This window comes from Streptosporangium sp. NPDC049376 (genome assembly GCF_044466505.1).
Taxonomy (GTDB): Bacteria; Actinomycetota; Actinomycetes; order Streptosporangiales; family Streptosporangiaceae; genus Streptosporangium.
This window is the reverse complement of sequence record NZ_JBITMT010000001.1, coordinates 474,993-489,255: the sequence shown is the minus strand read 5'-3', so window position 1 is coordinate 489,255 and position 14,263 is coordinate 474,993. Positions and strand designations below refer to the sequence as shown.

Here is a 14,263-nt window from a genome sequence, read left to right as displayed (position 1 = left end):
CACGGCCGCGGACACCGACGGGTGTCCGCGGCCCCCGGGACACGGAGCGGGCGCGACCGCGAGAAGGTATTTCGATCCGACAAGGAGCTTTCCTGTGGCTGATGGCAGCGGCCCGTACGACATCGTCGTCCTGGGGGGCGGTAGCGGTGGGTACGCCTGCGCTCTGCGGGCGGCCGAGCTTGGCAAGACGGTCGTCCTCATCGAGAAGGACAAGATCGGCGGCACGTGCCTGCACCGGGGTTGCATCCCCACCAAGGCCCTCCTGCACTCGGCGGAGGTGGCCGACGAGACGCGGGAGAGCGAGACCTACGGCGTCAAGGCCCGCTTCGAGGGCATCGACGTGCCCGCGGTCCACGCATTCAAGGACAAGATCGTCACGCGTGCCTGGAAGGGCGTGCAGGGCCTGCTGAAGAGCAAGGGCATCACGATCGTCGAGGGTGAGGGCCGCCTGGTCGGCCCGAACCGGATCGCCGTCGGCTCCGACGTCTACGAGGGCCGCAACGTCGTGCTGGCGACGGGCTCCGCGCCCAGGTCGCTGCCCGGCCTTGAGATCGACGGTGAGCGGATCATCACCAGCGAGCACGCGCTCAAGCTCGACCGGGTGCCCGCCTCGGTGATCGTCCTTGGCGGTGGCGTCATCGGCGTCGAGTTCGCCAGCGTCTGGCGTTCCTTCGGCGCCGAGGTGACGATCGTCGAGGGCCTGCCGCACCTGCTTCCCCTTGAGGAGGAGTCCAGCTCCAAGCTGCTGGAGCGCGCCTTCCGCCGCAGGGGCATCAAGCAGGAGCTCGGCGTCTTCTTCGAAGGTGTCAAGACCACCGACACCGGTGTCGTCGTCACCCTCGCCAACGGCAAGACCCTTGAGGCCGAGCTCCTGCTCGTCGCCGTCGGCCGTGGCGCCGTCGTGACGGGCATGGGCTTCGAGGAGGCGGGCGTCGCCGTCGAGCGGGGCACCGTCGTGGTGAACGAGTACTGCCAGACCAGTGTCCCCGGCGTCTACGCCGTCGGAGACCTGATCCCCACCCTGCAGCTGGCCCACGCGGGCTTCGCCGAGGGCATCCTGGTCGCCGAGCACATCGCCGGGCTCAACCCGGTGCCGATCGACTACGCCGGTGTCCCCAGGATCACCTACTCCGACCCCGAGGTCGCCTCGGTCGGCATCACCTCCGCCCAGGCCAGGGAGCGGGGTCACGAGATCGTCGAGTTCACCTACGACCTCGCGGGCAACCCCAAGAGCCAGATCCTGCAGACGCAGGGCGCTGTCAAGATCATCTCGGAGAAGGACGGGCCCGTTCTCGGCGTGCACATGGTCGGCCGCCGTATAGGCGAGCTCGTGACCGAGGGTCAGCTGATCTACAACTGGGAGGCGCTGCCCGCCGAGGTCGCGCAGCTCATCCACGCGCATCCGACCCAGTCCGAAGCCGTCGGTGAGGCGATGCTGGCCCTGGCCGGCAAGCCTCTGCACGTTCACAGCTAGTTCGAAGCCCTCACTCGGAACACGAGAGAAGTCATCATGCCGAAGTCCGTACAGATGCCCCAGCTCGGCGAGAGCGTAACCGAGGGCACCGTCACCCGCTGGCTGAAGAAGGAGGGCGAGCGCGTCGAGGCCGACGAGCCGCTCCTGGAGGTCTCGACCGACAAGGTCGACACCGAGATCCCCTCCCCGGCCGCGGGCATCCTCACCAAGATCGTTGTCGGCGAGGACGAGACCGTCGAGGTCGGCGCCGAGCTGGCGATCATCGACGAGAACGCCACCGAGGGCGCCGTGCAGACCGAGGCGCCCGCCCCGGCCCCGGCCCCCGAGCCCGAGCCTGCTCCGGCGCCCGCCCCGGCTCAGCCGATCTCCTCGATCCCGCAGCCCGCGCCCGTCGCGGCCCCGGCTCCCGCCCCGGCCCCGGCTCCCGCGCCTGCCCCCGCTCCTGCTCCGCAGGCCGCTCCGGCTCCGCAGGCTCCCGCCCCGGCCGCCGAGCCGGTCTCCGGTGAGAGCCCGTACGTCACCCCGCTGGTCCGCAAGCTCGCCGGCGAGCACAACGTCGACCTGGAGACGCTGACCGGCACCGGTGTCGGCGGTCGCATCCGCAAGCAGGACGTGCTTGAGGCGGCCCGCAGCCAGCGTGAGCGCGCCGCCGCGGCCCAGGCCCAGGCCGTTCCGGCCCCGCAGGCCCCCGCCCCGCAGGCCGCCGCCCCCGCTCAGGCGCCCGCCGCCGCCCCGGCCCCCGAGCCGGTCGCGGTGGACACCACGCTGCGTGGCCGTACCGAGAAGATGTCGCGGCTGCGGCAGACCATCGCCAAGCGCATGGTCGAGTCGCTGCAGGTCTCGGCCCAGCTCACCACCGTGGTCGAGGTCGACGTCACCAAGGTCGCCCAGCTGCGCGACCGCGCGAAGGCGGAGTTCCAGCGGCGCGAGGGCGTCAAGCTCTCGTTCATGCCGTTCTTCGCGCTGGCCACGATCGAGGCGCTCAAGCAGCACCCCAAGCTCAACGCCACGATCAACAGCGAGACCAACGAGGTCACCTACTTCGACGCCGAGCACCTGGCCTTCGCGACGGACACCGAGCGCGGCCTGATCGTCCCGGTGATCAAGGACGCGGGCGACCTCAACATCGCCGGCCTCGCCCGTAAGATCGCCGACCTGGCCGAGCGCACCCGCACCAACAAGGTGAGCCCCGACGAGCTCGGCGGCGGCACGTTCACGCTGACCAACACCGGCAGCCGTGGCGCGCTGTTCGACACGCCGATCCTCAACCAGCCGCAGGTCGGCATGCTGGGCACCGGCGCGGTCGTCAAGCGGCCCGTCGTCCTGGACACCCCCGAGGGCGAGGTCATCGCCGTCCGCTCGATGGTGTACCTCGCGCTCAGCTACGACCACCGCCTGGTCGACGGCGCCGACGCCGCCCGCTTCCTGACGACGATCAAGCGTCGTCTTGAGGAGGGCCGCTTCGAGAACCAGCTGGGCCTCAACGTCTAGCCTCCGCTTCGCGTTTCCGGGCCGGTCCGCGTTCTCGCGGGCCGGCCCGGCCTTTTTCCTCCCCCGGAGAGACATCTGCGTCCGCGGACCGCCCGGTTCCCGAAAACCTCGGGGGAGGTTGTTTAGATTGAACGACATGACGATCATCGTGACCGGCTCCTCCGGCCTGCTCGGCTCGGCCCTGACCGAGGCCCTGCGGGCCGAGGGCGCGCGGGTGGTCCGACTGGTACGGCGTGAGCCTCACGGGCCTGATGAGGCGTTCTGGAACCCGGCGGAGGGGATCCTGGACCCGGCGGCCGTCAACGGGGCGCGGGCCGTGGTGCACCTGGCCGGGGCGGGTATCGGCGACCGGCGGTGGAACGCCGACGTCAAGCGTGAGATCGCCCGCAGCCGCATCGAGGGCACCAGAACCCTGGTCAACGCGCTGACCAGGGCGGACGCCAGGCCCGAGGCGCTGCTCTCCGGTTCCGCGATCGGTTTCTACGGCGACACCGGCGACAGGGAGGTCGACGAGACCTCCCCGCCTGGCGAGGGGTTCCTGGCCCGGGAGGTGGTCGTGCCCTGGGAGGCGGAGACCGAACCCGCGCGGCAGGCTGGCATCCGGGTCGCGTTGCTGCGCACCGGCCTGGTGCTGAGCCGCGAGGGCGGCATGCTGCCCAGGATCCTGCCGATCTTCAAGATGGGGCTGGGCGCGCCGCTCGGGTCCGGCCGCCAGTACTGGTCGTGGATCACGGCCGACGACTGGGTCGGGGCCGTGCTGCGCGTCATGCGCGACCCCGGCCTCTCCGGGCCGGTGAACCTGACCGCGCCGCACCCGGTCACCAACGCGGAGTTCACCAAGACGCTCGCCCAGGCCGTACGGCGGCCCGCCATGCCACTGGCCGTACCGGGGTTCGCGCTGCGTGCCGTCGTCGGCGGGTTCGCCGAGGAGGGGGTGCTCACCGGGCAGCGGGTGATCCCCCGGCGCCTGACCGAGGTGGGGCACACGTTCCGGCATATCCGTCTCGGCGACGCACTGTCCGCCGTACTCTAGGGTCCCTGTTTCCACCACATCAGCTGGGAGATCACCTATGGGCAGGTCCGGGCAGTCTCACATCCTCGCCATCGGGGGCGGTTCCTTCCGCGCCTCACGACGGCAAGGGGTCATTGAGGCGAGCGCCCTGCTGCGGTACGCCCTCGACCTGACCGGCCAGGACCGGCCAAGACTCGGTCTGCTCGCCACCGCGACGGGTGACGACTCCCAGTGGTTGCTGAGCATGTACGGCGCGTTCCGGGCCTGGGACGTCGAGATCAGCCACCTGACCGTCTTCCCGATGCCCAACGTCGACGATCCGCGCGAGTGGATGCTGAGCCAGGACGTCATCTACGTCAGCGGCGGCAGCGTTGCCAACCTCGCGGCGCTGTGGCGGCTGCACGGCCTCGACGAGGCCTTCGAGGAGGCGTGGCGGGCGGGTGTGGTGCTGGCCGGGCAGAGCGCGGGGGCGCTGTGCTGGCACGTGGGCGGCAACACCGACTCCTTCGGGCCCGAGCTGCGGGTGTGGGCCGACGGCCTCGGGCTGCTGCCGTACTCGTGCGGCGTGCACTACAACTCCGAGCCGCAGCGTCGTGCGCTGCTGCACGAGTCGGTCGCCTCCGGTGAGCTGCCCGGTGGTTACGCCGCCGACGAGGGGGTGGCGCTGCACTACGTCGGCACCGAGTTCATCCAGGCCGTGAGCGTCGACCCGAAGGGTTACGCCTACCGGATCGAGCACGACGGGCAGGGCGGGGTCAAGGAGTTCCGCATCGAGCCTCGGCTTCTCACGACTTGAGCATGAGCGGGTCAACTACTCTTTAAGCGTGACTGAGCTGGCGATCGTTCGTCTTGGCGTTGACTTCCCCTATGAGCAGGCTTGGGATCTTCAGCGGCGCATTCACGCCCGGCGCGTGGCCGACGAGATTCCCGACACCTGTCTTCTCCTCGAACACGCTCCGGTCTACACGGCCGGCAAGCGCACCGCCGCGCACGAGCGGCCGACGGACGGCACCCCGGTCATCGACGTCGACCGGGGAGGCCGCATCACCTGGCACGGTCCAGGCCAGCTCGTCGGTTATCCGATCATCAAGCTCGGTGACCGGCTGGACGTCACCGCATACATGGGACTGCTGGAGGAGACCCTCATCCGGGTCTGCGCCGACTTCGGCGTGCAGGCGGGGCGGGTCGGGGGGCGCAGCGGCGTCTGGGCCGCCGGAGACCCCTCCCACGGCCTCCCCGACCGCCAGCTCGGCGCGATCGGCATCCGCGTCACCCGGGGGGTGACGATGCACGGCTTCGCGCTCAACTGCTCCAACGACCCGAGCTGGTACAACCGCATCGTCCCGTGCGGCATCAGCGACGCCGGGGTCTCCTCGCTGTCAGCGGAGACGGGCCGCAGGATCGTGGTCGACGAGGTCACGCCGTACGCCGAGAAACGCCTGGTGGAAGCCCTGGACGCCCAGGCCTTCGACCTCCCGGAGGAAGACCTCTTCCGCCGCTGATCCCCGGGAGCCCTCGACGCCCCACCCAGGGGTTCGCCCGAGCCTTCCCCACCAAGCATGAGAACCGTCTCCTCCCGCTTCCGCGAGAAGCATCGGCTTGTGCCTTACCGGTGCCGTGCGCGGAGAGTGTCCGGCTTGGGCGCGTCGGTGCTTGGACCGAGGAACGCAGGAGCGCAGCGACGAGGGAAAGCGTCGGCTCGAAGCGCCCGGACTCGCGACGCCGCCAGGCGGAGCAAAGAGACACGGCTTGGGCGCGTCGGTGTCTGGACTGAGGAGTAAGGGAGCGCAGCGGACGAACGACGAGGGAAGACACCGACGCGCCCAAGCCCGCGACGCCGCCAGGCGTCGCAAAGGGACAGGGACACAACCCCGCGCGCGGCTCCCTTCCCGCTGGACATAAGCTGAACGATGTGACCGTTGCTCCTGAAGGCCGAAAGCTCCTCCGCCTGGAGGTGCGCAACAGCCAGACCCCCATCGAGCGTAAGCCCCCGTGGATCAAGACCCGGCTGAAGACCGGGCCGGAATACACCGAGCTCAAGTCACTGGTGAAACGCGAGGGGCTGCACACGGTTTGCGAGGAGGCAGGCTGTCCCAACATCTACGAGTGCTGGGAGGACCGGGAGGCCACCTTCCTGATCGGTGGCGACCAGTGCACCCGGCGCTGTGACTTCTGCCAGATCGACACCGGCAAACCCGCCGAGTACGACACCGACGAGCCTCGCAGGGTGGCCGAGTCGGTTCAGCAGATGGGCCTGCGGTACGCCACGGTGACCGGGGTGGCCCGTGACGACCTGCCGGACGGCGGTGCCTGGCTGTACGCCGAGACCGCGCGGCAGATCCACGCGCTGCTGCCGGGGTGCGGTGTCGAGCTGCTGGTGCCGGACTTCAACGGCGACCGGGGGCAGCTTGAGGAGGTCTTCTCCGCCAAGCCCGAGGTCTTCGCGCACAACATCGAGACCGTGCCGCGGATCTTCAAGCGGATCCGTCCCGCGTTCCGTTACGAGCGTTCCCTCGAAGTGATCACCAGGGGTCGTGAGGCCGGTCTGGTGACCAAGTCCAACCTGATCCTCGGCATGGGCGAGGAGCGGGAGGAGGTCGTGCAGGCCATGCGTGACCTGCACGAGGCCGGTTGTGACCTGCTGACCATCACTCAGTATCTCCGCCCGACCCCCCGCCACCACCCGGTGGACCGCTGGGTCAAGCCCCAGGAGTTCGTCGAGCTCCAGAAGGAGGCCGAGGAGATCGGCTTCGCCGGGGTCATGTCGGGTCCGCTGGTCCGCTCCTCCTACCGGGCGGGCCGTCTGTACCAGCAGGCCATCGAGGCCCGCAGGTACGCCTGACCGTCGTCGTCCGCGGGGCCCGGTGATCCTTCCCGGTCATCGGGGCTCCCGTGGGACGGCAGGTCACGTTTTCATTTCTTGACCCCGGAATTTGTATCCTCAAGTCATGGCGAAGAAGCCCGAAGACCAAGAGCGCCCGGGGCGCATCAAGCAGCTCCGTATGATCGCGGGGATCATCAAGCAGGCGAACCCGAAGGGTATGCCGATCGTCTACGCGTCAGCGCTCGGCACGTTCGCGCTGTGCGTCGTGATCGGCCTGGTCACGGGCTCGATCTGGTATCTGATCTTCATCGGATTGATGCTGTCGCTGACCGTCGGCCTGGTGGTCTTCGGCCAGCTCGCCCAGCGCGCGCAGTACTCCATGTTGCACGGCCAGCCCGGCGCGGCCGCCGCGATCCTGCAGGGCATGCGTGGCACGTGGGAGGTCGCTCCCGCCGTCGCGGTCAACCGTGATCAGGACATCGTGCACCGCGTGGTCGGTTTTCCCGGTGTGATCCTCGTCTCCGAGGGGCCGGGTTCCCGGGTGCAGAAGATGCTGGTCGCGGAGAAGAAGCGTGTCCAGCGTGTCGCCCTGGACGTCCCCGTCTACGACATCCAGTCCGGTGACGGCGAGGGTCAGGTGCCCATCGCCAAGCTGCAGCGGCACCTGATGAAGCTGCCGAGGAACCTCAAGAAGCCCGCGGTCTACGAGGTCAACAACAGGCTCAAGGCCCTGCCGCAGACGCTGCCGATGCCCAAGGGCCCGCTGCCGCGCGGTGCGAAGATGCCCCGCCCCAAGATGCGCTGATGGACGTGGCGGGGATCGACCGGCGCCGGGTGGGCGCCGAGGAAACCTCGCGGGCCAACCGCGGCTGGTGGGACGGCGCCGCGGACGAGTACCAGGCCGAGCACGGCGGTTTCCTGCGTGACTGCGGGTTCGTCTGGTGCCCGGAGGGTCTGGACGAGGCCGACGCCCGGCTGCTGGGCGACGTCGCGGGCAGGGACGTGCTGGAGATCGGCTGTGGCGCGGGCCAGTGCGGGCGGTGGCTGACCGGGCAGGGGGCGCGGGTCGTCGCCTTCGACCTGTCGTTCCGGCAGCTTCAGCACTCTCACCGGATCGATCTGGACAGTGGTTCCGGGCTGCCGGTCGTCCAGGCCGACGCCGAGGCGCTGCCGTTCGCCGGTGAGTCGTTCGACCTCGCCTGTTCGGCCTTCGGCGCCCTGCCGTTCGTGGCCGATCCCGGTGCCGTCCTGTCCGAGGTCCGCCGGGTGCTGCGTCCGGGGGGCCTCCTGGTCTTCTCGGTGAGTCATCCGATCCGCTGGGCCTTCCCCGACGATCCGGGCCCCGCCGGACTGACCTCCGACCGGTCCTACTTCGACCGCTCGCCGTACGTGGAGGTCGGTGCGGACGGGAAGGCCTCCTACGTCGAGCATCACCGTACGATGGCCGACTGGGTGGGGCACATCGTCGCCTCCGGCCTGGTGCTGCGCGGGCTGACCGAGCCGGAGTGGCCGGTCGGTCACGAGCGTGAGTGGGGAGGCTGGAGCCCGCTGCGTGGCCGTCTGCTGCCGGGGACGGCCATCTTCACCTGCGTGCGGCCGTAACTCACATACGGACGACCACGGTCGCGGCGGCGCGGTCGTGCAGGCCCCGCTGGTCGCGGTCCCAGATCAGGGCGGGTACGGCCAGGCACAGCAGCACGGTTCGCACGAGGATCGAGGGGAACGGGGCGCGCCCGCCGTTGAGCGCGGCGATCCTGATGCCGGTCAGGCGCATGCCGAAGGTCATGCCCATGGTGCCCGCGAGCAGGAGGTATTCGGCGGCGAGCACCGCGACCGGAACCCAGCTCTGGTGGGTCGGGTCGATCCGCAGGAGTCCCTGGGTGATGGCCCAGGTGCAGATCAGCCAGTCGATCACCAGGGCGCCGATCCTGCGCCCGAATCCGGCGACCGATCCGCTGCCCTCCTGGGGCAGTCCGAGCCTTTCCCCCGGGTAGCCCAGGTCGACTCCGGCGGATCTGACGCCGCCGAGCCAGGTCTGGGTCCAACGGGGCTGCTGCCTGCTGTTCATGGTTCAACGGTATCCGCCCCCGTGGTCGCCCTCGAACTCCCCCAAACGACCGCATCGGCCATGCGATCGGTACATCATGGTCATGATCTTTTTCGCCCTCCCCTCCCGGAGCACCCCCAATGACTGACAACGACGACATCAACCGGCGCTTCGAGGCCCTGACCTCGCAGATCGAGCGCAAGGAGCGGCGGAGGATGGAGAAGGCGTGGTCTCACCTGCCGCGTTACAGGCGTCGCCGCAGACGGCGGATCACCTTACTCGCGGCGTTCGTCCTCGTCGTGGCCGCCGGGCTGGTCGCCGTCTACCGGCCCGGGTGGGTCGCCCCGGTGGGCGAGGCCCTCTCCGCCCGTTTCCTTCAGGCGCGGGAGAACCACGGTGGCCCGGTTCCCGAGGAGACCGAGCCCGTCCCCGTCACCCCCGAGCCGGTCTCCCCGTTCGAGGGGTCTCCCGCCAAGGACTACGCCGAGGGTGTCAAGGGACTGACGTCGCCGAAGGCCCGGGCGACGGGCGGCCTGAGCCGCAAGGACGTCGCCACCGCCTTGAAGAGCGCCCGGGACATGCTCGCGGCGACCCATCTCGACCGTAAGACTCTCGCGGGTGGCAGGCCGACGGCGCTGGCGAGGCTCCTCCCTGCGGAGCAGCGCGAGTGGTTCCTGAAGGACCTGGACAACAGGAAGCCGAAGAAGGGTCACTTCAACACCAGATACTGGGTCACCAGCCTGGCTCCCAAGGCCGCCGAACTGGCCACCGACGTGATCAAGGTCAACGGGCGGACGAAGTACGCCTCGTTCCATGAGGATGGCCGCACCGGGGCGAAGATCACCGTGAACTATCTGTTCGTCTACGCCGTACGACGGCCGGGGGAGACCGGGCAGGGTGAGCGGATCATCGTGCACAGCGTCGGCGAGGTGATCGCCTACCGGGAGAACGGCCGGCTGGTGGTGTGGCCCGTCAAGTGGAACGGCGGGGCCGTCACGGGTGCCCGCTGCGACGTCGACGACGGCTTCGTCCACCCGTATTACGAGGACTCCGTCCCCGACAAGGAGCTCTCCAAGGCCACCGGCGCCCCGGTCGACCCCTACGAGCTCGACCGGGAACCGCGCGAGGAGGAGTGCACGCTCGCCTCCCGCACGTGAAAAGTCCGGCAAAGGAAGCGTTCATCCGCCCGGTACGGCCGCATTCCAGGACTAACGTGGGGCGATTCTCCTTAACACGGGTGAAACAAATGAGACACGGGGCGGTAACGGCTCAAGCCTACTTTCGAGCTGAAAGCTCGTCCCCCTTGGGAGGTTCGCGTGTTCAACTCCGCCGACGACGTCCTCAAGTTCATCAAGGACGAGGGGGTGCAGTTCGTCGATGTCAGGTTCACGGACCTGCCCGGGACGACTCACCACTTCACATTCCCCACGGAGAACTTCGGGGCGAACGTCTTCACCGACGGCCTCATGTTCGACGGCTCCTCGATCCGCGGCTTCCAGGCCATCCACGAGTCGGACATGCTGTTGCTGCCCGACCCCTCGACGGCCGTGCTCGACCCCTTCCGCCGGCACAAGACGCTCAACATCAACTTCTTCGTGCACGACCCGCTGACGGGTGAGGCCTACAGTCGCGACCCGCGCAACGTCGCCCGCAAGGCGGAGGAGTATCTCAAGGGGACCGGCATCGCCGACACGGTCTTCTTCGGCCCGGAGGCCGAGTTCTACATCTTCGACGACGTCCGCTTCGAGACCAGCGCGCACGCCAGCTACTACCACATCGACTCCATCGAGGGCGCCTGGAACACCGGCAAGGCCCAGGAGGGCGGCAACCTCGGCTACAAGCCGCGTTACAAGGGCGGCTACTTCCCGGTCCCGCCGATGGACCACTTCACCGACCTGCGTTCGGAGATGGTGCGCCGCCTCATCGAGGCGGGCATCCCGGTGGAGATGCAGCACCACGAGGTCGGCACCGCCGGGCAGGCCGAGATCGACTTCCGGTTCAACACGCTGCTCAAGGCCGCCGACACGATGATGCTCTACAAGTACATCGTCAAGAGCACGGCCATCGAGTACGGCCACACCGTCACCTTCATGCCCAAGCCGATCTTCGGCGACAACGGTTCCGGCATGCACTGCCACCAGTCGCTCTGGAAGGACGGCGCGCCGCTGTTCTACGACGAGGTCGGCTACGCGGGCCTGTCGGACACCGCCCGTTACTACATCGGCGGCCTGCTCAGGCACGCCCCGTCGCTGCTGGCCTTCACCAACCCGACGGTGAACTCCTACCACCGTCTGGTCCCCGGCTACGAGGCTCCGGTCAACCTGGTCTACTCCCAGCGCAACCGCTCGGCGTGCATCCGCATCCCGATCACGGGGTCCAACCCGAAGGCCAAGCGCATCGAGTTCCGGGTGCCCGACCCGTCCTGCAACCCGTACTTCGCCTTCGCCGCGCAGCTCATGGCCGGGATCGACGGCATCCGCAACAAGATCGAGCCGGTGGAGCCGGTGGACAAGGACCTCTACGAGCTTCCTCCGGAGGAGGCCCGCAGCATTCCGCAGGTTCCCGGTTCGCTCAGTGAGGTGCTCGACGCGCTGGAGGCCGACCACGACTACCTTCTCGAAGGCGGTGTGTTCACCCCGGACCTGATCGAGACCTGGATCTCCTACAAGCGTGAGAACGAGATCGACCCCATCCGCCTGCGTCCCCACCCCCACGAGTTCGAGCTTTACTACGATGTGTAGATAAGTGCCATGACCTGCGAAAACGCTGCTGTTTAAGGTCGCCGGGCGGCCTTTCACAGGTGTTCCTCCCCGCACGGCGGGGAGGAACGTGTCATGCCCGCATGATCCGGGCGTGCAGGGCGTCGGGGTCGGGCACCAGGTCGCGGGCGGCCAGCCACGCGGCGGCGCACGCCGCGTCGCCCGCCGTCGTCACCGGGGTGTTCCAGCGCCGGGTCAGCCGGTCCCGTACGGCGTGGCCGAGCGGACCGTTTCCGGTCAGCACGCTGCCCGCCAGGACGATCGGGCCGGTGTCCCCCGGCGCGCGTACCTTGGCGACGGTGTCGACCAGGTGGACGGCCGCCCGCGTGATCAGGTTCGTGGCGGTGGTGTCCCCGGCTTCGGCCGCGGCGGTGACGAGTGGCGCCAGCTCGGCGAGTGCCAGGGGCGCGCGGGCATGGACCGCCCGTATCACCTCGTTCACCCGATCGGGGCCGGGTGGTGTCCCCACGGCTCCCAGCAGCCGTTCGACCACGGCCTCCGCCAGTGTTCCGTACGGGGGCGCGCCGTGGCGCAGGGTGTCGAGCACGCTGCCGACCGCCTGTCGGCCGAGCCAGAACCCGGAGCCGGTGTCGCCGAGCAGCCAGCCGTAGCCGTCGGAGACGGCCGTGACCGACCGGTCCGCGATGTGCGCGGCGATCGCCCCCGTCCCTGAGATCAGCACCGTTCCCGAGGGGGCCGCGGTTCCGGCGCTGAAAGCGATCTCGACGTCTCCCACCACGTGGGGTGAGACACCGAGTCCCAGCGCGGCCCAGAGTTCGGTCAGGTCATCGGGAGAGGCGGAGGATCCGGCCACACCGGCGACCGCCGCGCGCACCGACGCCGGATCGTGGGCGCCCAGCGCCTGACGCACCGCCGAGGCGAGGTTCGAGCGGGCTACGGCCGCTCCGTGCGCGGTGGGGTTGCCGCCCCCGGAGCGGCCGTAGCCGACGGGGTCTCCATGGAGGGTGCGAACCGCACAGCGGGACGACGTGCCGCCCGCGTCGATGCCGAGAACCAGGTCCATGGCTCGACATCCTGGGGCTTGACGCGACCTTGGGGCGGTACCGACTCTCACCGACGTCCGCCCGAGGTGAAAGTCCGTCGGATCCAGGCGGAACCGAACCGCTCGCCCGAGGCGTTTCGCCGCTCCCGAAGGCCGTCGCGTCGAGAGAAACCGATCCATTGCCGGGCGGCGGCCTGACCGTCCGAGCCTGATGCGCACGGCTCTCCACCGGCCAGGGCATCCGCCTCGCCCGGTTCGTCTGTTCCCGCGACGCCTCGCGGATTCCGCTGCCACATGCCGCCGGGTGTCGCGTAGAGTGCGATCTTGTCGTGCGCGCTTCGCCGTATTCGCGGCGGTTGCCGGGGTTCGCTCAATCAGGGGGACACGGTGTTCCGGTGGATGACCAGGACGGCCACGCCGGTGCCGTCCGATCCCGAGACCCGTGCGCGCGCGCACGGCAGCCGGATGCTCGCCGAGGCCCGTGAGGAGCTCAACCGGGCCGACGCCAAGGCACAGGTGCTGCTGGGTGTCGCGGGGGTGGGCATCGGCGCGGTCGCCGGCGGCCTGCTCGCGGGGAACTGGTCACCGCTGAGGCTGCACACGGCCCTGCAGTGGCTGTGGTGGGCGGGGGCGGGGTGCGCGTTGGCCGCCCTGTTCTGCCTGGCGAAAGCGGTGTACCCGCGCATCACCAGACGACCCCTCGGCATCAACTACTTCGGGGACGTCCGGCGCTACCGTTCCGCCGAGGAGATCGCCAAGGCGTTGCGCGACCGTACCGACGGCGACCTGATCGAACTGGCCGAGCAGATCAGGGCGGTCAGCGTGATCGTCCTGAGAAAGTATCTGCTCATCCGCTGGGGCTTCTGGCTGCTGCTGGCCTCCGTCGGGGCGACGGTCGGCTCCGCGGTTCTCCAGCTCGCCTTCTGACAGGTTCGTGCGACTGCCAAAGGAGCGCGTCCGACATACGCGTCGCGCCAACGGCTTCAACGGGTGGATCACTCGGACAGAAGTGGCGGTACCGTAACGGAATGCCCCGGAAGCAGCCTGACGACCGCGATGGGCGGGAACGCCGGAGGGCCTCTCCACGATGGCCGATGCTCGCGATCGTGCTCGTGGGGACCCTGCTGGTCTGCGGGGGGTCGGTGCCGGTTCTGCCCGCCCTGTTGAAGCGGGTGACCACCATCGCCTACGCGATCAAGGCCGGGCAGGAACAGCCCGGCTGGCGGGGTGGGCGGATCCCGTACTCCTGGGGCGGCGGCCACGACGAGGTTCCCGGGCCCTCCTTCGGCACCTGTACGGGCTACCGGGGATCGATCAGGCCGTGCCCGGCGACGACCACGCGGGGGCTCGACTGCTCGGGACTCGTCAGGTGGGTCTACTCGCTCGCCTACGGCGGGGACGTGCTCGGGCCCGGCAACACCGACGACCACATCCGGCGGCTGAGCAGGATTCCCGCTTCCGCGGCGCGCCCCGGTGACCTGGTGTTCTACGGCAGGCTCGGTGACCGGGTGAAGACCCACCACGTGGGCGTCTACGTCGGCGACGGCAAGATGATCAACGCGCTGCGAACCGGGACGAGGATCAGGATCGACCCGATCACCACCGTCAAGGATTTCGCCGGATATTTCCGCTATATGTAGAAATGCTCGCTCA

General features: G+C 69.3%; 14 protein-coding genes. 12 read left to right on the top strand and 2 right to left on the bottom strand.

Annotated features, from left to right (window positions below; all coding sequences use genetic code 11):
* Nucleotides 1-94: 94 nt before the first annotated feature.
* The 8 genes from lpdA to ACIBVQ_RS02175 all read left to right on the top strand — a co-directional run bounded on the left by lpdA (nucleotide 95) and on the right by ACIBVQ_RS02175 (nucleotide 8,403).
* Nucleotides 95-1,474: a dihydrolipoyl dehydrogenase gene (gene lpdA / locus ACIBVQ_RS02210; RefSeq protein ID WP_352008815.1), complete on the top strand. Its 1,380-nt coding sequence runs from the start codon at nucleotides 95-97 to the stop codon at nucleotides 1,472-1,474.
* A 36-nt stretch (nucleotides 1,475-1,510) separates the two neighbouring features.
* Nucleotides 1,511-2,965 (top strand): 2-oxoglutarate dehydrogenase, E2 component, dihydrolipoamide succinyltransferase, encoded by a 1,455-nt coding sequence (sucB, locus tag ACIBVQ_RS02205; protein WP_399175080.1) that lies wholly within the window; start codon nucleotides 1,511-1,513, stop codon nucleotides 2,963-2,965.
* A gap of 136 nt (nucleotides 2,966-3,101) precedes the next feature.
* Nucleotides 3,102-3,998, top strand: coding sequence for a TIGR01777 family oxidoreductase (locus ACIBVQ_RS02200; protein WP_399175078.1), 897 nt, complete (start codon nucleotides 3,102-3,104; stop codon nucleotides 3,996-3,998).
* A 37-nt stretch (nucleotides 3,999-4,035) separates the two neighbouring features.
* Complete coding sequence (locus ACIBVQ_RS02195) at nucleotides 4,036-4,773, top strand: peptidase E (protein WP_352008812.1); 738 nt, start codon at nucleotides 4,036-4,038, stop codon at nucleotides 4,771-4,773.
* Between the two features lie 28 nt (nucleotides 4,774-4,801).
* A complete protein-coding gene (gene lipB / locus ACIBVQ_RS02190) occupies nucleotides 4,802-5,479 on the top strand; it encodes a lipoyl(octanoyl) transferase LipB (protein ID WP_399175076.1) in 678 nt (225 codons plus the stop codon).
* Between the two features lie 410 nt (nucleotides 5,480-5,889).
* Nucleotides 5,890-6,819 (top strand): lipoyl synthase, encoded by a 930-nt coding sequence (lipA, locus tag ACIBVQ_RS02185; protein ID WP_352008810.1) that lies wholly within the window; start codon nucleotides 5,890-5,892, stop codon nucleotides 6,817-6,819.
* Nucleotides 6,820-6,925: 106 nt separating this feature from the next.
* A complete protein-coding gene (locus ACIBVQ_RS02180) occupies nucleotides 6,926-7,606 on the top strand; it encodes a DUF4191 domain-containing protein (RefSeq protein WP_352008809.1) in 681 nt (226 codons plus the stop codon).
* Nucleotides 7,606-8,403, top strand: a complete 798-nt coding sequence (locus ACIBVQ_RS02175; protein WP_352008808.1) for a class I SAM-dependent methyltransferase — start codon at nucleotides 7,606-7,608, stop codon at nucleotides 8,401-8,403. The genes ACIBVQ_RS02180 and ACIBVQ_RS02175 overlap by 1 nt, the downstream gene beginning before the upstream one ends.
* A gap of 1 nt (nucleotide 8,404) precedes the next feature.
* Here the strand turns inward: ACIBVQ_RS02175 and ACIBVQ_RS02170 are convergent, their stop codons facing one another.
* Complete coding sequence (locus tag ACIBVQ_RS02170; protein WP_352008807.1) at nucleotides 8,405-8,869, bottom strand: RDD family protein; 465 nt, start codon at nucleotides 8,867-8,869, stop codon at nucleotides 8,405-8,407.
* A gap of 119 nt (nucleotides 8,870-8,988) precedes the next feature.
* On the opposite strand from ACIBVQ_RS02170, the gene ACIBVQ_RS02165 reads away from it, so the two are divergent.
* The gene (locus tag ACIBVQ_RS02165; RefSeq protein ID WP_399175072.1) at nucleotides 8,989-10,005 is read left to right on the top strand and encodes a hypothetical protein; all 1,017 of its coding nucleotides are present in this window, start codon (nucleotides 8,989-8,991) and stop codon (nucleotides 10,003-10,005) included.
* Between the two features lie 159 nt (nucleotides 10,006-10,164).
* Complete coding sequence (gene glnA, locus ACIBVQ_RS02160) at nucleotides 10,165-11,589, top strand: type I glutamate--ammonia ligase (RefSeq protein WP_352008805.1); 1,425 nt, start codon at nucleotides 10,165-10,167, stop codon at nucleotides 11,587-11,589.
* Nucleotides 11,590-11,680: 91 nt separating this feature from the next.
* Here the strand turns inward: glnA and ACIBVQ_RS02155 are convergent, their stop codons facing one another.
* A complete protein-coding gene (locus tag ACIBVQ_RS02155; RefSeq protein ID WP_399175069.1) occupies nucleotides 11,681-12,631 on the bottom strand; it encodes an N-acetylglucosamine kinase in 951 nt (316 codons plus the stop codon).
* Nucleotides 12,632-13,009: 378 nt separating this feature from the next.
* Between ACIBVQ_RS02155 and ACIBVQ_RS02150 the strand changes: the two genes are divergently transcribed.
* Nucleotides 13,010-13,537: a Pycsar system effector family protein gene (locus tag ACIBVQ_RS02150; protein WP_399175067.1), complete on the top strand. Its 528-nt coding sequence runs from the start codon at nucleotides 13,010-13,012 to the stop codon at nucleotides 13,535-13,537.
* Between the two features lie 101 nt (nucleotides 13,538-13,638).
* On the top strand, nucleotides 13,639-14,250 hold the full coding sequence (locus tag ACIBVQ_RS02145) for a C40 family peptidase (protein ID WP_362775231.1): 612 nt from the start codon (nucleotides 13,639-13,641) through the stop codon (nucleotides 14,248-14,250).
* The last annotated feature ends 13 nt before the right edge of the window (nucleotides 14,251-14,263 follow it).